Source organism: Rhizobium sp. SEMIA 4085 (genome assembly GCF_013004495.1).
GTDB lineage: Bacteria > Pseudomonadota > Alphaproteobacteria > Rhizobiales > Rhizobiaceae > Rhizobium > Rhizobium gallicum.
Window position 1 is genome coordinate 13,590 of record NZ_JABEPH010000012.1, and the last position, 21,216, is coordinate 34,805.

At 58.4% G+C, this 21,216-nt stretch carries 15 protein-coding genes; 8 read left to right on the forward strand and 7 right to left on the reverse strand.

The genetic code is table 11. The annotated features are described in order from the left end of the window. Positions 1-53: 53 nt before the first annotated feature. Complete coding sequence (locus C9413_RS02655) at positions 54-224, forward strand: hypothetical protein (RefSeq protein ID WP_166677364.1); 171 nt, start codon at positions 54-56, stop codon at positions 222-224. Between the two features lie 109 nt (positions 225-333). Here C9413_RS02655 and C9413_RS02660 read toward each other — a convergent pair whose 3' ends face one another. The 5 genes from C9413_RS02660 to C9413_RS02680 form a co-directional block, all read right to left on the reverse strand. After that, positions 334-501 (reverse strand): Thivi_2564 family membrane protein, encoded by a 168-nt coding sequence (locus tag C9413_RS02660; protein WP_170250168.1) that lies wholly within the window; start codon positions 499-501, stop codon positions 334-336. Between the two features lie 178 nt (positions 502-679). Further along, a complete protein-coding gene (locus tag C9413_RS02665) occupies positions 680-1,432 on the reverse strand; it encodes an ABC transporter ATP-binding protein (RefSeq protein ID WP_170250169.1) in 753 nt (250 codons plus the stop codon). Further along, complete coding sequence (locus C9413_RS02670; protein ID WP_040115667.1) at positions 1,426-2,493, reverse strand: iron ABC transporter permease; 1,068 nt, start codon at positions 2,491-2,493, stop codon at positions 1,426-1,428. Before C9413_RS02670 ends, C9413_RS02665 begins: the two co-directional genes overlap by 7 nt. Further along, on the reverse strand, positions 2,493-3,629 hold the full coding sequence (locus tag C9413_RS02675; RefSeq protein WP_040116610.1) for an ABC transporter substrate-binding protein: 1,137 nt from the start codon (positions 3,627-3,629) through the stop codon (positions 2,493-2,495). Before C9413_RS02675 ends, C9413_RS02670 begins: the two co-directional genes overlap by 1 nt. 92 nt (positions 3,630-3,721) lie before the next feature. Beyond that, a complete protein-coding gene (locus C9413_RS02680; protein ID WP_040115666.1) occupies positions 3,722-4,852 on the reverse strand; it encodes an ABC transporter substrate-binding protein in 1,131 nt (376 codons plus the stop codon). Positions 4,853-4,954: 102 nt separating this feature from the next. On the opposite strand from C9413_RS02680, the gene C9413_RS02685 reads away from it, so the two are divergent. The 3 genes from C9413_RS02685 (at position 4,955) to C9413_RS02695 (ending at position 9,954) form a co-directional block, all read left to right on the forward strand. Next, a complete protein-coding gene (locus C9413_RS02685) occupies positions 4,955-5,770 on the forward strand; it encodes a class I SAM-dependent methyltransferase (RefSeq protein ID WP_040115665.1) in 816 nt (271 codons plus the stop codon). 560 nt (positions 5,771-6,330) lie between these two features. Further along, the gene (locus tag C9413_RS02690; protein ID WP_040115664.1) at positions 6,331-8,292 is read left to right on the forward strand and encodes a methyl-accepting chemotaxis protein; all 1,962 of its coding nucleotides are present in this window, start codon (positions 6,331-6,333) and stop codon (positions 8,290-8,292) included. Between the two features lie 678 nt (positions 8,293-8,970). Continuing rightward, entirely contained in the window at positions 8,971-9,954 is a 984-nt protein-coding gene (locus C9413_RS02695; RefSeq protein WP_170250170.1) for an AraC family transcriptional regulator, read from the forward strand. A 297-nt stretch (positions 9,955-10,251) separates the two neighbouring features. On the opposite strand, the gene C9413_RS02700 is transcribed toward C9413_RS02695, so the two are convergent. Then, complete coding sequence (locus C9413_RS02700) at positions 10,252-10,893, reverse strand: alpha/beta family hydrolase (RefSeq protein ID WP_040115662.1); 642 nt, start codon at positions 10,891-10,893, stop codon at positions 10,252-10,254. Positions 10,894-11,252: 359 nt separating this feature from the next. Here C9413_RS02700 and C9413_RS02705 point away from each other — a divergent pair, with 359 nt between their 5' ends. From C9413_RS02705 to C9413_RS02720, 4 genes are all read left to right on the forward strand, one after another. Then, entirely contained in the window at positions 11,253-12,335 is a 1,083-nt protein-coding gene (locus tag C9413_RS02705) for a substrate-binding domain-containing protein (RefSeq protein WP_040115661.1), read from the forward strand. Between the two features lie 79 nt (positions 12,336-12,414). After that, on the forward strand, positions 12,415-14,670 hold the full coding sequence (locus C9413_RS02710; protein ID WP_040115660.1) for a sugar ABC transporter permease: 2,256 nt from the start codon (positions 12,415-12,417) through the stop codon (positions 14,668-14,670). Then, a complete protein-coding gene (locus tag C9413_RS02715; RefSeq protein WP_040115659.1) occupies positions 14,663-15,445 on the forward strand; it encodes an ATP-binding cassette domain-containing protein in 783 nt (260 codons plus the stop codon). Before C9413_RS02710 ends, C9413_RS02715 begins: the two co-directional genes overlap by 8 nt. Positions 15,446-16,358: 913 nt before the next feature. Further along, positions 16,359-18,620, forward strand: coding sequence for a glycosyltransferase (locus tag C9413_RS02720; protein ID WP_040115658.1), 2,262 nt, complete (start codon positions 16,359-16,361; stop codon positions 18,618-18,620). Between the two features lie 485 nt (positions 18,621-19,105). On the opposite strand, the gene C9413_RS02725 is transcribed toward C9413_RS02720, so the two are convergent. Continuing rightward, positions 19,106-21,211 (reverse strand): caspase family protein, encoded by a 2,106-nt coding sequence (locus C9413_RS02725; protein WP_170250171.1) that lies wholly within the window; start codon positions 21,209-21,211, stop codon positions 19,106-19,108. Positions 21,212-21,216 lie beyond the last annotated feature (5 nt).

Here is a 21,216-nt window from a genome sequence, read left to right on the forward strand (position 1 = left end):
TGAGGTCGGGATTTGCCCGGCCTTTTTTAATTTCCAATTTTTGGAGCTACGAGATGAAGAAAACCAATGCAGATCAACTTCTTCAGCGGGCCAAGCGCCAGGTCGCCAACACGAGCGCCGGCGGGCATCTGGGTGGGACCAATTTCGGACAGGCCTATGACGCTAAGACGTCATCAGTGAAGGCAAAAAGCGACAAGGTGCGCAGGAATGCCAACGGACGATAAGCCGGCGTCGACCGGATCAAGAGTGCCCGGTGCTCTAAAGCACCGGGCATTGTCTTCGCTACAAAGGGTCGACGGCTCATGTTGTCGGCCAGTCGCAGTCCGCCTGTTATTACCAAACGGCCAGATACTTCAGGAGCGATACAATGCCGATGATTATCCCGATAATCTGCACGATCTGGCGCATGCGGGCATCGATCGGCAGCCGCTGAACCAAGTATAAGACGAGAATGATTACGAGAAATGTGATCAAGATTCCGATTATCACTGACGCACCCATTTATCCTCACTCCTGTGGACGAAAGCCTTTGGACAACAGGCGTTTAACTAACGGATGGCAGGGCAAAGGAAAGAGCGGGAAATGTCGTTTCCAAATGCTCTTTAATTCGGTCGGGGCGGCGTGAGGCCCCGGGATCCGTCTTTCCCCTCTCTATGCCGCATCTGTGCAGCTTCGCCGCCTATATGGCGTTATCGACGATGACCAGGGCGCGTCCCTGCGAGCAGGTCTCGATGCGGGCTGCGACTTTATAGATGGCGCGGAGCATTTCGGGGGTGATGACAGCCGATGTATCGCCGCTGATCGCCATGGAACCGTCGGCAATGACGATCGTATTCTGACAGTAGCGAAGAGCGTGGTTGAGATCGTGGAGCGCGACCAGAACGATCATGCCCTTGCGCGCTGCCAGGTCGGAAATGAAGGTAAGGACATCCACCTGGCGATGCAGGTCGAGCGCGGAAGTCGGCTCGTCCATGAGGAGGACCTCGGGTCGGCGTACGAGCGCCTGTGCCAGCGATACAAGCTGGCGTTGCCCGCCGGAAAGCTCCCCGAGCTCTCGAAATGCGAGATCCTCAATCCGCAGCACCTTCAAAATGGCGTCGATTTCGGCGAGCTCATCGTCGTGAACGCGCCAGCCGCTGCCCTGTTTCGCAGACAGCAGGATCGATTCGTAGACCGTCAGGACGGCGTTGGCGCCGGTATCCTGCGGCATATAGCAGATCGTTCTCGGCCCGCGCTCCGTGCCGGAGAGTTCAACAAGCCCCGGCCCGGAGATCAGTGAGGCGATACGTTTGAACAATGTTGACTTGCCTGCCGCGTTGGGTCCGATCACCGCCGTTACACTGCCGCTCTGGAGCATGTCGGTGCTGACGCTGGAAAGCACCGTCCTGCGGCCGTAAGCGGCTCCAACGTCCTGAAGCGCAAGAGCTACCATGCACGCCTCCGGTTACTGAATATGAGAACGAAGAAGAAGGGAACGCCGACGAGCGCGGTGATCACGCCGATCGGAAGGATGGCGCCAGGAATGAGCATCTTGCTGACGACCGATGTCGTCGACAACAGAAGCGCGCCGCAGATGACGGCTCCTGGCAGGAAGAAGCGCTGGTCCTCGCCGACCAGCATGCGGGCAATATGCGGTCCAACAAGCCCGACGAAGCCGATGGTGCCGACGAAGGAGACGGGGATTGCCGCAAGCAGGCTGACGATCATCATTGTCTGCAGCCGCAAGCGGCGGACATTGACACCCATGCTGGCAGCCTTGTCGTCACCGAGGCGAAGAGCGGTCAGCGCCCAGGCGTCCTTCATGAAAAGCGGCACGGTGACGAGAAGCACAGCCCCGGTGAAATAGACCTTCGCCCAGGTGGCCTTCGTCAGGCTGCCCATGGTCCAAAAGACGACCGCCGCGAGCGCCTGTTCGGAAGCCAGGTATTCGAGGAGGGAGAGGGCTGCGTTGAACGTGAAGACCAGGGCAATTCCGAGCAGCACGATGGTTTCGACGCTGACACCGCGCATCGTGGAGGCGAAGTGGATGAAGAGCGCCGCGACCATTGCCATGATAAAGGCGTTCAGCGGCACCACGTATTCGATGGCTCCGGGAAACAGCGAGACGCCGCCAACCAACGCGAGTGCTGCGCCAAAGCTGGCGGCCGCCGAAATGCCAAGCGTAAAAGGGCTCGCCAATGGATTGGAGAGGATCGTCTGCATCTGGGCACCGGCAACCGAAAGCGATGCGCCGACCGTGATCGCCATCAGCGCGATCGGCATGCGGATATCCCAGATAACGACCCTCAGCTGGTTTGCAACTTCATCGGGGCCGAAAATCGCCGAGATAACCTGCGTCAGGCTGTAGCGCGCCGGGCCAAGCGCCATATCGGCCGCGACACTGAGGCACAGCGCGCCAACCAACCCGGTCAGGATCAGGATCTTGCGTGTTGCTAGAGCGCGATATCGTACGCGTCCCGCCGGCGCAGCGAGTGTCTGGGTTGCCTCAGCCATCAGTTTGATCCCCGTTCCAGCGATACGAAATAGCCAGGCTTGAAGGTCACGGGAAGAAACCTCTCATGGAATTCCTTGAATGTTTGATCGGGATCGACATCGGCAAACAGCTCGGGGTGAAGCCATTTGGCAAATTGCTGGATCGGATAGAACTCGTATGGCGCGCCATAAAACTGATGCCACACGGCGTGAACTTGTCCGCTCCTAACAGCCTTTAGCGCCGGAAAGGGGGCGCGCGTCATCAGTTTTGCGAGCCTGTCGCGGGCAAGCGACATGTCCACGTCGCGGCCCACGGGCACAAACTGGTTGATGTCGGATTCGGCTGCCCAGTTCGAGCCAGTGACGATCACATGTTCGGGATCGGACACGACAAGCTGTTCGGGGTTGAGATCGCCGAAGGTCGTGGCAATAACATCTGATGCGACATTATGGCCACCGGCTTCTTCCACCATGGCGCCGAAATTGACCGGTCCGAAGGTGCGGCAGCAGTTGTTTTCCCCGGAAATACCCGGCGCCCGTTCGACAAAGACCTTCGGGCGTTTCAGGTCCTTGATCGTTGCGAGCCTGTCGGTCACGCGGGCGATTTGCGCGCGCCGATAGGCAATAAATTCCTTGGCTCGGTCTTCGGCGCCGAAAAGGCGACCGAGCAGTTCGATCGACGCCTCGGTGTTGCGAACCGGATCGAGGCGAAAATCGAGATAGACGATCTTTATGCCGGCGGCGGCCGCCTTTTCCTCAAAGCCGCTATCCGTGGCTGACTTTTGCGCTTCAAGATTGAGGGTGATGACGTCGGGCGAGAGCGCAATTGCCGCTTCGAGGCTGAACGCACCCTGGGGCAGGTAACCGAAACGTGGCAGGTCGGCAATCTGCGGAAATGCCTCGACATAGGCTGTGTAACTGTCTGGATCCTTTTTGATCAGATCATCGCGCCAGCCGACAATCTGATCGAAAGTCTTGTCACCCTTAAGGGCGGCGATGACGTGGATCTGCCGTGCCTCGCCAACGATGATGCGTTTTGCCGGCAGGTCGATCTTTAGCGTGCGGCCCGCGACATCGGTGATCTCGGCTGCTGTCGCGGGCGCCGCAACCAGGCCAAGCAGGATGGCTGCGATGTGTCGGATGGCAGAAAACCGCATGGGAGGCTCCTTATCGACGCGAAATTCGCGCGCCGGTGAGAAAATGTCGGGCCGACGGTGCGCTTGTGCGCCGTCGGCCCGGTTAGTCATGCTCATTCGTCCTTCAGGGAAACGAAATATCCCGGCTTGTAGTCGAGCGGCAGGAAGCGGGCATGCAATTCCTTGAAGGTCGCCTCAGGATCGAGATCGGCAAACAATTCCGGATGGAGCCACTTCGCGATCTCCTGGATGGCGACGAACTGGTAAGGGTTGTTGTAGAACTGGTGCCAGATGGCATGAACGTTATGATCGGCCACCGCCGTGACGCCAGTAAAGGCAGGACGCTTGGTCAGGGCTTCGAGTTTGCGACGGGCTTCCTTCAGATCAGCGCCATAGCCAACGCCAACCCAGGCACCGCCGGGCACATATTTGTCCCAGTTGCCGCCGGTAACGATGATCTGGTCCGGATTGGAAGCAATGATCTGCTCGGGATTGACCGTTCCGAACGTGCCGGGGATGATATCCTTGGCCATGTTGGTACCGCCGGCAATTTCGACCATCTTGCCGAAATTTTCGTTGCCGAAGGACATGCAGCAATCCTCGGAGTAGCCTCCCGCGCGTTCGACAAAGACGACGGGCTTCGGTGGATTGGCCTTGTGAAGCGCGTCAGTCACGCGCTTGATACTGTCGGCGCGGAACTTGATGAAATCTTCCGCGAGCGCTTCCTTGGCCATCAGCTTGCCCATGATGCGCATGCTGGGCTCGGTGTTTTCCATCGGCTTTTCGCGAAAGTCGACATAGACGAGCGGAATTCCGACTTTACCGAGCTTTTCTATGTATCCGGCTTCTTCGGTGGCGGTTTTCGCGTCGACGTTCATCAAGATCACGTCGGGCTTCAGCGCGACGGCCTGTTCGATATCGAAGGTGCCGTCCTTCATGCCACCAAAGGTCGGGAGCTTGGCAATCTCGGGATACTTCGCAAGATAGGCATCGTAGGATTCAGGGTCTGCCTTCGGCAGGTCGTCGCGCCACCCGACGACGTGCTCGAAGGGGGCTTCCTTATCCAGTGCTGCGAGGAAATAGATCTGTCGGCCCTCGCCGAGGATCATATGCTTGACCGGGGCGTTCACTTCGACCTCGCGCCCGGTCACGTCCTTCACGGTGATCTTGTCGGCAAGGGCCGGCCAGACGGCGGTGACGACAAGGCCCATTGCAAGAACGGCCGCTTTGCCTGTAATGCGCATTAAAATTCACTCCGTGGAAAACTTGAAGTGCCGTCTATTATTTTATGATTATGATCGTCAAGTTATATCTATTAGAACAATTTCAAACTGGGACTGGCTGGCATGACGGTAATGGACGGGCAAGTGGCGGGCGGCGAGAATTACGGGCTTCGTGACGAGATCAAGGCCTATTGGTCGGCCAGGGCCGAATCCTTCGACCAGTCGCCGGGCCACGAGATTTTCACCGAAACGGAGCGCAGCGCCTGGCATCGGTTGATCGTCAAGCATCTTGGGGCGGGAGAGGGCAGGCGTGCGCTCGACCTGGCGAGCGGCACGGGCGTCGTTTCCCATCTCATGGACGATCTCGGTTTCGAGGTGACCGGCCTCGACTGGGCCGAGCCGATGCTGGAACGCGCCCGTGCCAAAGCAAAGAGCCGTGGCCGCATGATCAGTTTCCGCATGGCTGATGTCGAAAACACCATGGAATTGGATGACACTTACGACGTCATCGTGACCCGCCATCTGGTGTGGACGCTGGTCGATCCCGAAAAAGCCTTTGCGGAATGGATGCGTGTGCTGAAGCCTGGCGGAACGCTGCTGATCGTCGATGGCGATTTCGTCAGTGCCAATTTTGCCGAGCGGCTGGTGAAGCGTTTGACGAAGTTGCTCGAAGGCGGCGGACTTTTGAAAGCGGATCCGGCGCATGCGCCGGGTATGGCAGAGATCCATAGCAGTATCCTGTCGCGGGTCTATTTCTCAAAGGGGGCGCGGGCGGACAAGATCGCCGCACTTTTGAAGAATGCCGGTTTCGAACACGTCGAGATCGATGAAAACCTGCGGGACGTGCACAAAGCGCAGGCCCACCACTGGAACTTTTTCAAGGCGCTTTCCAGGGGCCTCCAGCATCGCTACGCGATCAGTGCGTCCAAACCTCGCTAAGGCTTTGATGGATGTCGGCGCTGCCTCACTGCAGTTGGTTTGCAATCCATTGACGGCATGCACGCGACATGACAGCGTCGGCGCTCATCGCGCTATCAACGAATTCCTTGCGGTTGTCCGGCACTGAAGTTTCAGGCGGCAAGCGGCAGAAATCCTCCTCGCACGATCGCGTCAGCGACCAGCTCGGCGGCGAGCGAGCGTCTCGTCAGCAACCAAGCCGGCAACGAGAATCCTTGAATTAGCCATGTCTTCGATCCTCCCGCAGGTGATTGCTGCAGCCGAGAAATTGGCGAGGAAGGCCAGACACAGAAAATGGAGAGAAACGATGTCACCATCGAAAGCTCCGACGGTGCGCCGGGCTGCTGCGGGAGTGTCTAGGTTCCAAAGCAAAACTTGTCGTTGTATTTTGTGACAATCTGATCGCCATATGCTATACTATGACTGGTCATTTGAAGGATAGAATTCCGTTTTCCTCGATACTTCAATGTTATTTAAGACTTGTAGTGAATTACTTATATATCAAATGCCATGCACCTGGCCAAATCTGACTGGAAGTACTGATGAGGAAAATGACCCGCTTTCGAATTGGAACACGCTTGGGTATCGGCTTCGGTTTCCTCCTTCTCCTGATGCTGGCGCTGACCCAGTATTCGGTGACCGAGGTCAACATCATCAATAACGATCTAGGCCAGATCAACGACGTCAACAGCGTCAAGCAGCGCTTTGCCATCAATTACCGCGGCAGCGTCCACGACCGGGCTATTGCAATCCGGGATGTTACGCTGGTCGACGCAACTGCAGACCGGCAGGCAGCGATAGAACTGATTGCGAAACTGGCCGAGGCCTATGCCGTCAACGAGAAAAAAATGGCGGCGATGGTGTCTTCCCCGGTGGGCGCCTCGGCCGAGGAAAGGACAATCCTTGATGAGATTGCCGACATCCAATCGAAAACCAATCCGCTCGTTGCCCAGATCATCGATCTGCAGGTAAAAGGCGATGGAGCGCAAGCAAAGAAAATCCTGCTTGAACAGGCCCGTCCGCTGTTCGTCGCGTGGCTCGGCGCCATCAACAAATTCATCGATTACCAGGAGAACCTGAACCAGAAGGTCGGCGGCGACGTTCGTCAGTCCGCCAGCGGTTTCCAGACTTTGGCGTTCGGCTCACTGGCCGGCGCCATCATATTGGCGATCGTGGCGGCCTTTTTCGCAAGCCACTCGATTACGAGGCCGATCGCAAAGTTGCAATCGGCACTGCAGCACATGGCTGGCGGAGAAGGGGTCGCAGCCGATTCCACGCTCGATATACGCCGCGACGAGATCGGTGATCTTGCGCGCGTCGTCGGCGCCGTGCGCGACGCGCTCAGTGCACAGGCGACGCGCCGGGCCGAGAATGACGCGAGACGCGCCGCTGCAGAACGCGAGCAGCTCGAAGGCGCCGCGAGGGAGCGTGAGGCTGCAGCAACAGAAACCAACGATGCTGTTGCGCAATTGGGTCAGGCACTTGAGGCAATGGCCGACGGCGATCTCGCCTTCCGCATTGTCCGGCCATTCGGTCCGGCGCTCGACACGCTGCGCATAAACTTCAACAATTCCGCCGACAAGCTGCAGTCATCCCTGAAGGCAATCGGCGGCAACGCGTTCTCGATCGACGCTGGTGCAGCCGAAATCAGCACGGCCTCCAACGACCTTGCTCGCCGCACGGAACAGCAGGCGGCGTCCCTCGAAGAAACTGCAGCCGCGCTCGACGAGATTACAGCAACCGTTAATGGCTCGACTGCACGCGCTGAGGAGGCGCGCACTGTGGTTGCCAAGACCCGGCAGAATGCCGAGCGATCGGGCGGCGTCGTCAAGCGCGCCGTCCTTGCGATGGGACAAATCGAAAGTTCGTCCAGCGAGATCAACAACATCATCAGCGTCATCGACGAAATCGCCTTCCAGACGAATCTCCTGGCGCTCAATGCCGGCGTTGAAGCGGCCCGTGCGGGCGAGGCCGGCAAGGGTTTTGCCGTGGTGGCGCAGGAAGTGCGGGAATTGGCGCAGCGCTCCGCCAGGGCCGCCAAGGAAATCAAGCAATTGATCCACACATCTGCCGAACAAGTGCGCTCCGGTGTGGCGCTCGTTGACGAAACAGGCAAGGCTCTGACGGAAATCGTCCTGGAAGTGCAGGAGATCAACCGGCATGTCGATTCGATCGTTGAATCGGCAAAGGAGCAGTCGACGGCTCTGAGGGAAATCAACAATGCCGTCAATGCGATGGATCAATCGACCCAGCAGAACGCCGCCATGGTCGAGCAGACGTCGGCCGCCGGACAAAAACTGGCAGCTGAAGCAGCAGCGCTTTCAGCACAGCTGGCAAAGTTCCGCTTCGATGGTGCAAAGTCGGTGACCGCCCGTCAAGCGGGCCCCACCCCCCTGCCGAGACCCTCTGCGCCTGCTGCCATGATCCGTAAAATTTCATCCGCGTTCACTGGTGGGAAGCCCCGAGCCGCGGCTGCGGTGTCGGCGGATTGGGAGGAATTTTGACAATCCCTCGCCGCGTGCCGGAGATGACATTCAAGGCCCGCGCTTTTGCGGGCCTTGAATGTGTGCGCCAGGCATTACGCGTGGTGGCCGCGTCTGCGGATTTGCGGCGTCCAGCGTGACGCAGGTCAAGGGAAGTGCATGTGAATCGGCCGGCAACGGCCGCGGTCCTGGTGGAATGCCGGGGCCAGGCGCATGAAAGATGCCTTCCGAAAGGCCTTTTTCAAGCAACGCGGGCTAGTCTCACTCCAACAGGGAGCTCCAATGCAAAAGGCGCTCGATGAACCGCTGTGTACGGTGCCGTACGCACGGTGGTGCGGGAGGAGGGTGCCGTAGGGCTCACTCCTGCCCAATTCAAATCATGTCTGCAAAATGGGTCTCACCCTTTCGACCCATCCTTCAACCCAGACTGAAACGACAATCCCACGCACAGCGGATATTCTATTCGTTCTCTGGATATGCGTTGATCTCGGCAGACATTTACGAAGACACTAATGTGTGCAAAAGTAATACTAATGCATGCGAAGCCGCACAGGTCGGAGGAGGACTTGTCAACCGGGGAGAGTGGCGCATTCTTCATGAATCTCTGCACGGCGGGGCCGTCCTGCTGCCTCGATCAAAACGTCGCCTCATCTTATGCAGTGGCGTGAGGGCTTGCGTTGTTCCGGAGCAGTTTAGGCCATGACGGGCAACCTGCACGCTTCCCGTTCTTGCATCTTCGACGCCGATGTTGACGAATTGCGCGAACACTATGCCAATACGTTGAAGCCGGTTCGGGTTAGCCCGATCGACCGAAGTAGTACGATATCGGTGGAAGATACCCACTTCTCCGTTGGAGAATTCGACATCTGGTCGGGGCTTTGCCAATCCGGCATGGAGATCAATTTCTCGGAGCCGCCGGACGCCTACGCGCTTTATGTGCCGATAACGGGTGCGATGGAAATGGACGGAGGCGGGCATCAGTTGACGTCCGCGCCTGGCACGCTGCTGGCCGCCGACCTCTCAAAGGCCAATCTATTGAGGCTGCACAGCGAACGCAGCCATATCGGTATAGCTTTCAGCCGCCAGTCCGTTACCCGCCAGCTGAGCGAACTTCTCTGTTCGCCGGTCATTCATGATATCGAACTCTTTGCCGAGTACGATGCACGTTCGGGTGCGGGTGCGAAACTCGCCGCGATGGCCCAGTTGCTCTGGGATAGTCTGATCAGCGAACCGGCGGGCACCATCTCAGCGCGTTCCACGGAGTTCTTCTTCCGCACGATCATGGTCGCGCTCCTCGAAAACGTTCCGCATCGCTATTCGGCTTTGCTGGAACGCCCCGTCTCGCCTGCAATGCCGCGGCAGATGAAACGCGCGATCGACTATATGATGGCCAACATTGCGACGGCGGTAAGCGTCGATGAGATCGCGCGCGATGCGGGGGTCAGCGTCCGTGCCCTTCAGGCAGCATTCAAGCAGTTCAAGAATACGACACCCTTGCACTATCTCCGCCAACTTCGTTTGGAGGGTGCCCGAAAGAACCTCCTTCTCGGCCGTCAGGATGGGGTCTCCATCTCCGATATCGCCCGGCAGTGGGGATTTACGCATGTCGGGCGCTTCTCCATCCTTTACCGGGAAACCTTCGGCGAAATGCCGACGGAGACGCGCCGGTTTACAAGAGGCTAACGCGAACGACGGCTGAGGACACATTACCGGCCATCGAAAAAATCTGACCGGGCGTTCTGCGGGAGACCGCCCATCGAGATAGGGGTGGTCGATGGGCGGCCGATGCTCAAGCGGGCGGCCGTCATGACCGCCGCATTCACCCCCAAAACCTGCCCGGCCGAATGCTGAACATCAATGCTTTGTGCCTATGGTCGACAATTCAATGTTCACTTTCCTGCGGCTTCCGTATAGGGGATTCGCTATGCGTATATCGCCTGCGGCCCACGACGGTGAGCCCGCGGCTCAGGGACATCGCGGCTACGGTGCCAACGCAGATGCCCAGGTTTTGACGGCCGCTGCCATGCTCGCCAGATGATCTGCCAGTGAGAAGCCCGATATCTTCTTTCTCGGCCTCAGATCATGGTCGCCGTCTTCAAGCCAAACGAGTTCAATTTTGTTGGACATTTTGTAGCTTTGGACTTCCTGCCGAGTGCCGAACACGTCTCGCGTTCCCTGGACGATCAGCGCCGGCGTCTTCAGCGTTTCGAGATGCTTTGTGCGGAGCTCGTCGGGCTTGCCCGGCGGATGGAACGGATAGCCGAGGCAGATGAGGCCGGCGATCTTGCCTTTGGCGAAAAGGTCGTCGGCAATCATGCTGGCAACGCGGCCGCCCATCGATTTTCCGCCGATGATCAAAGGACTGCGCACGCCGAGCCGCTCGATTGTGGCACCATATTCGGCAATGAGCTTGTCGGCGCGCGGCGGCGGCTTGCGGCCTTCGGAGGTCCGCCTTACCGCCATATAGGCAAATTCGAACCTGGCGACGCGAAAGCCAATGGCTGCCAGAGCTTCGGCCGCAGCCGTCATCGACGGCGAATCCATCGCACCGCCGGCGCCATGAGCAAGCAGGATCGTAAACTCGGCGGCGTCGGGGCCGTTTATGAGAATGCCGTTTTGCATGCGCAATTCATAAGGGGTCGTCCAGGCTTTGTCAGCACACCGATGGCAAATTAGGCTTCCCGGTGGGTTGCCTCTTCCAATCGCCGAACCTGCTCAATGAGCCGAGATCCTGACGACGTCGCTAAGATACCCCAAGCCCTTGGCATTGTTCGCAACCGGCCCGACAGACGCGTTCTCTCAACCCGGTGAACGGACTCGCTTCGAGATTGAATAAAATCGCCAATATGATGAGTTCGCCATTTACTTCCGCGTGATTTGCGCTGCATATTAGAATATTAGCAAATAGGGAAAGAGGGCATTCGAACAACTCGATAAGTGCGCTCGAATGGCCTTCCGACCCCGGTCAGGGAGGACCAATCATGAGGCGAATTTTGTTGCTCGCGGTATCGGCCGCGGCGGTGTCTCTTGGCGTCTCGAATGCCTTCGCGCAATCGGGCAGCGTCGAGAAAGCCGTTGGCGGCTACAATTTCGATGAAGCCGCAAAGGAGGCTGCCGGCACGAAGGATTTCCATTCCGCCGATGGCCATCTGACCTTTGCAATTGTAACGCACACGGCTGGCAATGGGTTCTTCGATCCGGTCTATGTCGGCGCAACGGTTGCCGGCAATCTGATCGGCGCCAAGGTCCTGCTGCTCGGCTCTGAATCACCGACCGATGACCCCGCCCGCGAGATTGAAATCCTGAACCAGATCGTGCAGGACCCGACGATCGACGGATTGATCATGACAACGCCGCAGGCTGGCGCCTACAACGACATCGTCAAAGCCGCCGAAGCGAAGGGTATCCCGGTTGCCACCACAAATTCCTTCGACGGGACCATTCTCAACCGCAGTAAGCTCAGCCATACCGGCCAGGATGCGTCTGCTGCCGCAATTGCCGGCGAGGCACTCGTCAAGTGCTTGGCGGACAAAGGCATTGAGAAGGGGTCGATCGTGCTGCCCTCGTCGACTGCGATGGGCAACATCGAGGTGAACAATCGCGTGACGTCGGCGTTCAACGCGATCGTTAAAGGACTCAAGGATGCAGGCAAGCTGGAGAACTTCAAGGTCGATGCAGGACCGGAGAACACCGGCATCGACACCAACCCGAATGATCCGGTGAACGGTATCGTCACGCTGTTTGAATCGCGCGGCGACGTGGTTGGCGCCTTTGCCGGGAACAACGTATTCACGCCGGCCCTTGCCAAGGCGGTCGCCCAGACCGCCATGACCGGCAAGATCTGCGCATATGGATTCGACCTCGGTCCCGCGCAGCAAGATGCGTTGAACAGCGGCGACCTGACCGGCGCGCTTGGTCAGCAGCCATTCCTGCAAGGCTTCTGGCCGGTCATGCAACTCTATCTGCAGATCGATCGCGGTATCGCGGCCGCCAATCTCGACACGCGCGCCCAGCTCGTGACCAAGGAGACTGTCGGAAATGTTGGCAAGCGCTTCGAGAATTGACGTCGCAACCAACGTTCACAATCGCTGCGGGAGACGGGCGATCTGCCCGCAGCATGCGAAAGCCGGATAGAACACGCCTATGGAGCCTCACGCGACGACCCGGCACGAGCGCGCACCATCCCAACTGATTGGCGGCTGGGAGGCGGGGCTTATGGGCCTGCTCGTGCTCCTCTATCTCGGCGGCGCCATCGTCAATCCCGCCTTCTTCGGATCGGCGGAGGCGTTCCATGCCGTACTTCGCGACACCTCTCGGGTGGCCATCATTGCAGTCGGAATGACCTTCGTCATTGTCAACAAGGATCTCGATCTCTCGGTCGGCTCAACCTATGGCCTGGTCGCGGTCGTCTTTGCCCGGCTGTTTGCATCCAACGTTCTCGACCTCAACGTCCTGACAGCGATAATCCTCTGTATGACGTTAGGTATTGTGATCGGGCTCGCGAACGGCGTGCTTGTCACGGTCCTCAAAGTGCCCGCGTTCATTGCCACATTGACGGTATTGTTTATAGGCCGCGGCTTCGTCCTTGCACTCACGCACGGCCAAGCGATCTATTATCCCGGCAAGGCGAAAGACTATCCGTTGTTCTTCCACCTTGGTGAAACAAATGTCTTCGGTTTCAACAACCAGATTGCGATCTTCGCCGTCGTCGCGGTGATCGGCGCCCTTGTGTTGGGCAAGACGCGGTGGGGCTACGAGACTTTCGCCACAGGCGGGAATGAGCAGGCAGCGGTTTATGCCGGCATACCGACGAACTGGGTGCGTATCCGGGCCTACCTGATCTCCTCGCTTTGCGCGACGCTCGCCGGCTTGATGTCCGCCGCGCAGGATAAGGGCGTGACGCCGCTTTACGGTGTGAGCGGCGAACTGACGGTCATCGCCGCAGTAATCATCGGCGGCGCTTCAATCCTCGGTGGCCGTGGCCGCGTGGCCGGGTCATGCCTCGGTGCACTGCTGGTTGTCCTTCTCGACAAGGTGCTGCGCGAGGGTTGGCCGATCAAGCGCACGGTCAAGATCGGCGATGAGGAAATCACGGTCAACGCGGTATTCTCGCTACCGGTCGGTGCTGTCCCAGTCTTCCTCGGACTCCTTCTGGTCATCGCGGTGCTGATTGAACCCCATCTCATTCGGCGCCAGGTTGCAACGCGCTTCTGGGCGTGGCTCCGCGGCAGGCCGCCGCCGCCCGCCTATGAGATTGGCGGCGTCGCGCTCGAGGGCGTTCAGACCAAAGGCGCCATGGCAACCGACACGGCGATGTCGACGACCACCTTCGGCAGGCTTCTTGGCCGGCGTGATTCGCTTGCCATCATCCTGGCTGTCTTGCTGTGGTTAACGGGTGTCGCGCTCAGGCCCGACTACTGGTGGAACCTGTCGAACAGCTTCGCGATCCTGCTCAACTATACCGAGTTGGCGCTGATCGCGATCGGGCTCACTTATGTCATTGCCGCGGGCGATATCGACCTATCCGTCGGATCGGTCCTTGCCCTTTCCGGGAGTACGGCTGCCTACTTTTTGAAAGTCCTCGGCGCCGATCCATTCACGGCGATTGCGATGGGCCTTCTTGCGGGAATGGCCGCAGGCTTCGTCAACGCCGTCGTCACGGTCGGGTTCAAGTTGCCGGCGTTTATCGCCACACTCGGCATGTACTATATCGCCCGCGGTCTGGCTGCCTGGTTCGTCGCCGGACAGCAACTGGCCGGCTGGCCGGAGGGCTACAATCTGCTCGGCCGCAAGGTGAATGACATCCTCCTCCATTTCCGCATCTCGCTGCCGCCCGGCATCCTTCGCACGGTGGCCGAGGTCGTCAGCGTCCAGACGATCTGGATGTTTTTCGTCGCCCTGATGGCCGGCGTCGTACTCGCTTACATGCCGTTCGGACACAAGCTCCGTGCCACCGGCGGCAACATACGCGCCGCCGCCTATGCCGGCATCAACACCGACCAGGTGCGTTTCATCGCCCTCATGCTGGCGGCGCTTTGTGCGGCCATGGCCGGGATCATCAACGCCGCCTATTTTCGAAGCTTCAACCCGGTTGCCGGGCAGTTCCGCGAGCTTGACGCCATCGCTTCCGTCATCATAGGCGGCGGTTCGATCTTCGGTGGCTACGGCACGATGATCGGCGCCCTCGCAGGCGCGGCCGTGATTACGCTCGTGCGTGCACTCATGCAGCTCAACGTCCAGGGGTTCAGCATGCCCCAGCATTGGATCAACGTCTTCATCGGCCTCATCTTGATCGTCGCGGTGTTGATCGACATATGGGTACGCCAAGCCAATATTTTCGGACACCTGCTCGCCCGTCTCGCAAGAGTGCGCAGCGGGAAGGAAATCGCTCATGGTTGACGTAACATCGTCCGAGCCGATCGTGGAAATGCGGAGTATCGAAAAAGCCTTCGGTGCGGTGCAGGCCCTCCGCAAGGTGGATCTCGTGCTATATCCCGGCGAAATACTCGGCCTTGTCGGCGACAACTCGGCTGGCAAATCGACACTCATGAAGATCCTCACCGGTGCCTATCAGCGCGATGCTGGCGAGATCCTCGTTGCCGGACAACCGGTGCATTTCAAAAGCCCGCACGAAAGCCGGGATGTCGGCATCGAGATGATCTACCAGGACTTCGCGTTGTGCGGCAACATGGATGTCGGCCAGAACATCTTCCTTGGCCGCTGGCCGCTCAAAGGTCCTTTCGTCAATCGCCGCAAGATGTATGCGGAAGCTGACAAAGTGCTGAAACGGCTCAAGGTCGACGTGAACTCCGTCTACCAAAAGGTCGAAAGCCTGTCGGGTGGCCGCCAGCAATCGGTGGCGATTGCCCGCGCCATCTCTTTTGGCCCGCGCGTCGTGGTCCTCGACGAGCCGACAGCTAACCTTTCCGTGATGGCGACCGAGCGCCTGCTCGAAACCATGCTGGAGCTAAAGAAGCAGGGGGTTGCACAGATCATCATCTCGCATCGCCTGGTCGATATCTTCGCCGTGGGCGACCGCGTCATGGTGCTGAAGCGGGGCGAGTATGTCGGCGATCGCTTCATCAAGCACACAGACGAGCATGAGGTTCTTGAAATCATCGTGTCGGGCACGCGAGAGCACGCGCTGACAGCCGATGAAGCAAGGCGGATTTGAGAGGCGCGCTTTGAGAAAATGCGCGTGCGGTTTGAGGAGCATGCTGACGTTGGGTGACATCCAGCAAAAGATCATCCGCTCGTACATTCGCGAGCGCGGGTCGAGGGCGGACCCTTTCGAAGAGGACGCTTAAATGCGCGCGGCTTGGGGAAAGGTCGATGTCGGCTTCCGGATGATGAGCGGCGGCGATATGTCGAGCAGACGAAGAATCAATCTGAGATTGCAAATTTACGGCCATCGTGCACGGATGTCATATTTAAAACTGACGCTCTCGCCCACGTATGGAAATACTGAACGAAAGAGCTGCAGAGTCTTACGGCTGTCACATTTACCTCAACCACTAGACGCACCGGATCGCTGTTTGCGGCCCTTCGCGGAGCTTGTTATTTGGCGATAGTTATTCTACTCTTTCTTGTGGGTTTTTAGCCCTGTCTGGATTGGAGCGTTCTCAAATGCTGAAACGTGTTGCCGTCCTTTTCTCGGTCTTTCTGACGGGATGTGTGCCGTCCTGGCCGTACCTAACATCGGCGCCACCCAATCCCAGCAACTGGCAAAGCGCGCGACCGAGCGCAGCTGAATCTGCCGCTTGGCGGCGGGCACAAAGGCTGAATACACGTCAATCCTACCAGGCTTTCCTCTCTCAATATCCTCGCAGCTGTTACGGGACGTTGGCCGTCGAGAGGATGAGGACGACGGTTCAAAAGCAGCCTGTTACAGTACGGAAATTGGCGACCCAACCTCGGCGAGATTTTTGGGGACGGCGAGTGTACTAGCGCTGTCTGCCCTGCTTCATAGACTGCGTCTTTCAAGGAGCAAAGTGCCGTCGCATCTGGAACTTGGGGACGCTCTTCGATCTCGTTGAGGGAGAGGCGGCAGGCCGCGAAGCTGAGCGGACACAATATTGGGGTTAGCCGTGCATTTTGACGTTGTTCATGCTGCTGACCCACGATTTCACGGCGGTACGTCGAGCGCACTGAGAGCTGAGCTGAAGGCGGCGAAACAGTGGGGGGTGAGCTGTGGCCTGCTGCCTTTTTTGGGGCAGCGCACGCGTGAGCTCGGTGTCTTCGACAGTCGTACAGCCACAGCTATCGAGCAATCGAATACTGTTTGGCTCACAGGATCCGAAGACGCTACCTGCGACATTCTTCTGGCTCACCATCCTGCAGTGTTCGAGCGAATGCCGAGTTCGCCGGTGCGTTTGCAGCCTCGCCGTGTCGTGTGTGTGGTCCATCATCCTCTGTTCGACGGCAATCGGGTTCCGCAATACGATCTGGCGGTCGTGGAACGCGTGTTGGATCGGCTCTTTGGTGTTCCGGTCATGTTTGCTCCCGTTGGCCCGAAGGTTCGATCCCAGTTCGACAGTATCGGAACCGAAAGTCCGGCGCTGCTCCGGCACGATTTGTGGAACATGATTGACCTTGGTGAATGGGCATCTCCCCAGCGAACAGGTCCGAGAGGTACCGTCAATTTGGGGCGCCACACGAGAGCGGACCCGGCGAAATGGCCCAGTTCCGCAGATGAGCTACGGGCGGCCTATCCCGACATACCCAATTTCGCCATCAAGGTGTTGGGCGGAGCCCCGACGTCAATCCAACCCTGGATAGGCTCGAACTGGCAGATCAGTCCATTCGCGCAGAACAGCGTATCGGACTTTCTCAGGCGCCTTGATTTTTATGTTTATTTTCACAGCCCGCAGTGGGTGGAAGCCTTCGGCGTATGTATCGCGGAAGCAATGGCGAGCGGTTTGGTGACGGTGCTCGATCCTTCATTTGAAGGCCTCTTCGAAGATGGCGCCGTCTATTGCAACGTTGCCGAAACGCGGAACCTCATCGAGCGATTTGTCGCTTCACCTTCGACCTATCTCCAACAATCAAATGCCGCGCGAGAGCTTGTCCGGAGAAAGTTTGCGATCGATCAATACCCGCACCGCATGGCACGCCTATGCGATGATCTTGAACTGTCCCGGCCCTGCGCCCTGAAATGCAGCAGATCCGCGGGCAACAGCCATCTAGCCGGCAAAACCGCCGAAGGCAAGGCGCCCCGATCATTGCCACGGCGTATGGGCAAAAAGCGGCGGATACTATTCGTCGCGACAAACGGCATCGGGCTCGGACATATCACACGTCTGATGGCTATCGCAGAGCGTCTTCCCGATGACACCGATCCTATTTTCTTTACCCGATCGTCCGGATCCGCATTGGCTTATGCGCGAGGTCACGCTGTTGACTATACTCCTTCCGGCCTGGCGATCGGAGTGACGGACGACAGTTGGAATAGGGCATATGCGCAAGAGCTGTTGACGGCCGTGGAGGCGTTTGATGTTTCGGCGGTGGTGTTCGATGGGAACCGGCCGTTTCCAGGATTGATTGCTGTCGCCGAATGCCGTCGCGATCTGGCCTGGTTTTGGATCCGGCGTGCCTTGTGGCGCCTTGACCACGACCTTGACCCAGCTTCCCAGGATATATTCGACATGGTGATCGAGCCGGGCGAATTTGCTCATGACGAAGACCATGGTCCGACACGCGATATGCTGGGGACTGTCGCCGTCCCGCCTGTGCTTCTGTTGGATCCAGGGACGGGACTGCCCAGGAGCGAAGCTGCCAGCAAGCTAGGTGTCGACCCGGGCCGCTTTACTGTCGCGGTACAACTAGGCTCGCAACGCAACTTTGACTTTGAGGATGTGCCCGGCCTAATTTTTTCCGGCCTGGTGAGGCGGAATATACAAACAGTTCAGATTCTCAATCCGCTCGCGAAACCTTCCAAGCAGGAATGGCCGGGCGTTTTGCGCACAAGCGTTTACCCTTTGGCTGAATATGTCAGCGCGATCGACCTTCTCATCACCACTGCCGGGTACAATAGCTTCCATGAAAGCATCTTGGGAGGAATCCCTTCGATCTTCGTGCCCAACGAAGCGCCGGAAATGGATGACCAGCATCTTCGCGCTGTTTATGCCCAAACAGCAGGCTTGGGTCTTTGCCTGCGGTACTCGGAGGTCGATCGTGTGGAGACAACGCTCGATCTGGCGCTATCTGAGGCCTTCCGCACCGAGGTTCGCCGGCGATTAGCTCGCGTGAGTTACGTCAATGGCGCCGCCATGGCCGCGAATGCGATCGAGCAGCTTATCTTCAGTATCCGCGCTGACCGCCCGCTGCATGCCTCGATTGCTCGCAGGTGAGCGAATGGACGCATCGGCGCTCAGCTGGTCGGCAAGAAACTCCTCGACAGTCGATGAAAGTGTTATTTCGCTGGAGATGTCCCATTTCGCGAGGATCAATGACCAGCGCCGGCGAGTGTATCTTCCATAGATTTCGGGGGAGAGCGAAGGAAGGTAGCCCCGGGCAGGGAGAAATTCCAAAGGGGCGGAACTTGCAGCGATTAGATCGGGACGGAGTTCTGACAGAACGACAACAGGAAATTCGCCATTTGCCCTGCAAGCCTCCACGGCCGTATCAAGGATCTCGAAGAGATTGGCGGGCATCATGCCGAGGACAGAAATAAGGCTCCTAGGCTTGGCTTCCTCGTCCGGATCTTGCAGGACATAAAGGAGGCTGTCCTCCTCATCGCCCGGATCGACGATCCGGGCATTTCTCCTGCGCCTGCCGAACGGCAAAAACCAGCCAACTTTGTCTATGATCCAGCGCAAAGCCATTCCTGCGTTCCTCAAAGTCCATTCTGCTGAACAAAAAGCTCGACTTCTGCCTCGATTTCCTTTCGCGTGGCAGCGTTCAGCTTTTCACCCACCGAAGACCTGGTCCGTTCTGCCTCTTCGACCTTGAAACGAGTGGCGAGCATTGCGTTGAAATATGCCTTTTGCAAATCCGGCTTTCCACGGCTCAAACTGCCCGCCTCGTAACCCTTGGCGAGTTCCAGATAGGCGTCCTCGAAGCCTCGGCGTGCCGACAGTTCCAACAGGGCAAGTGCGCGATTGGCATCGCGAGGAACGTTGCCTTCGCCCTTCACGAGAAGGCGTGCTGCGTAGAAGGGCGCATATTGGTTACCCATTTCGGTCGCGCGGATCATCAGATCATAGCCCCGCTTGACATCTTTCTTGACACCCAAGCCGCTGACATAGGCACGGCCGAGATTCGTCATGGCGTCGATCTGACCTGCATCAGCGGCTGCAGCATAAAGCCTCGTCGCCTCCACATCATCCTTCTTCACGCCGGTACCGCGACGGAAGCTGTCGCCGAGCGCCGTGATCGCATTCGACCAGCCGCTTGATGCTGCAAGTCTGTACCACAGGATCCCCTCTTCGGGATTTTGAGGCACGCCTTGACCGCGGATGTAAGCGGTTCCCACATTCGTCCTTGCTCTGAGATTTCCGAGCGGTGCCGCCTTCATGTAGAAATCCAAGGCACGCTTGTAATCGACCTCCCGGCCGACACCGGCCCGGGCCATGTAACCGAGATTGACGAAAGCGGCGCTGTATTGCTGCTGGCTGGCAAGTTCGTAGAAATGCTCCGCCCAGTCATAGCGTTTCGCTATTTCGAGGACGCGGGCTAACTGAAATTGCAGGCGTGGGTTGCTGGGGTCTGCAGCGAGCGCATAGCCGCAAGAGCGCAGTCCGTCGCGGACGTTCACCAGCCCGTTCGTAACACCGGGTACCACGCGTTGAGGATCGTTGGGATCGGCTGCATATAGATCGCAATCCGTAACGAGCGTCTTCATGCCGCTTTGCGTGTCGGGCATTTCGCGTGGCCAGATACGAAAAGTCTCGCTGACGGCGCGCTCGCCGGCCTGCTGAAAAATAAATTCCGCTCCAGCGGCTGCAGTAGCCTCATCGGACGGCGGTTCGGTGGAAATCGGGGTGGCGGCAAGTGCGCCGCTGACAAAAAGCCCGCGCTTCTGCAACTCTGCAACCTGCAGACTGCTACGTTTGAGCGCTTCACCCGCAAGCTGGCTCTTCGGAAACACTTTGGCGAAACGTTCGAAATCCGTTGGATCCGCGCTATCTTGAATGAAATACCAGAGGACCTGGTCAATAGTCAGCTCGCCATCGCCCCCCGGGACCTCGGGTGCTGGTTTGTCGGCGCCGCCCGGCTTTAGGACGAATTTTGTTTCGATGGAGCCTGTGATCCACGGTATCTGCGATCCGTTGGTGGCAAGGCGCACGTCTCCGCGCACCGTTCGGAACGTGTCGTAGATGTCGAGGTCCGGCTGCTGAAGCGCATTGGCCAGCGCCAAAGAATAAGGGCTGTTCACTCCGGTGCCGTCGTAAGCTACTTCGCCGGCGCCTGTGGCGAAGGCGATGAGAACCTGACCTGCGCCGGCCTCGATATTTGCCAATCCCTGTCGCAGTCCCTTTTCCGAGGTGAGCGGGTTATTGCGGCAGGCGTCCAAAATGATCAGCTTGACGCCGACCGGGTCGTCCTTGACGATGTCAATGAGGTCATTGAGAACCATGGCGTCATCGATGACTTCCTTAGCAGATCCGGTTCGTACATCGACGGGTAGCAGCAGGCTTCGCCCTTCGTACTGCAGCGCGTGTCCCGCGTAGTAGAGGATAGCAAGATCAGCGCCGAGAAGATGGCTGCGGATGGCATTTTCGAGATCGCCAGCGGCGGCTTTCTTGACGTCGTAGAAAAGCAGAACATCGAAACCAAGCTCCGTGAGTGTCGCGGCAATCAGCTTGGAATCGTTTTTCGGGTTAGCGAGAGGCGCAAATTCGTATTCGCCGTTCCCCACCACGATGGCGGCTTTGCGCTCCGCATAGGCCATCTGCGAGAATGCCGTTAAGAACAGCGCCAACCGCGAGAACAAGAATATTACTT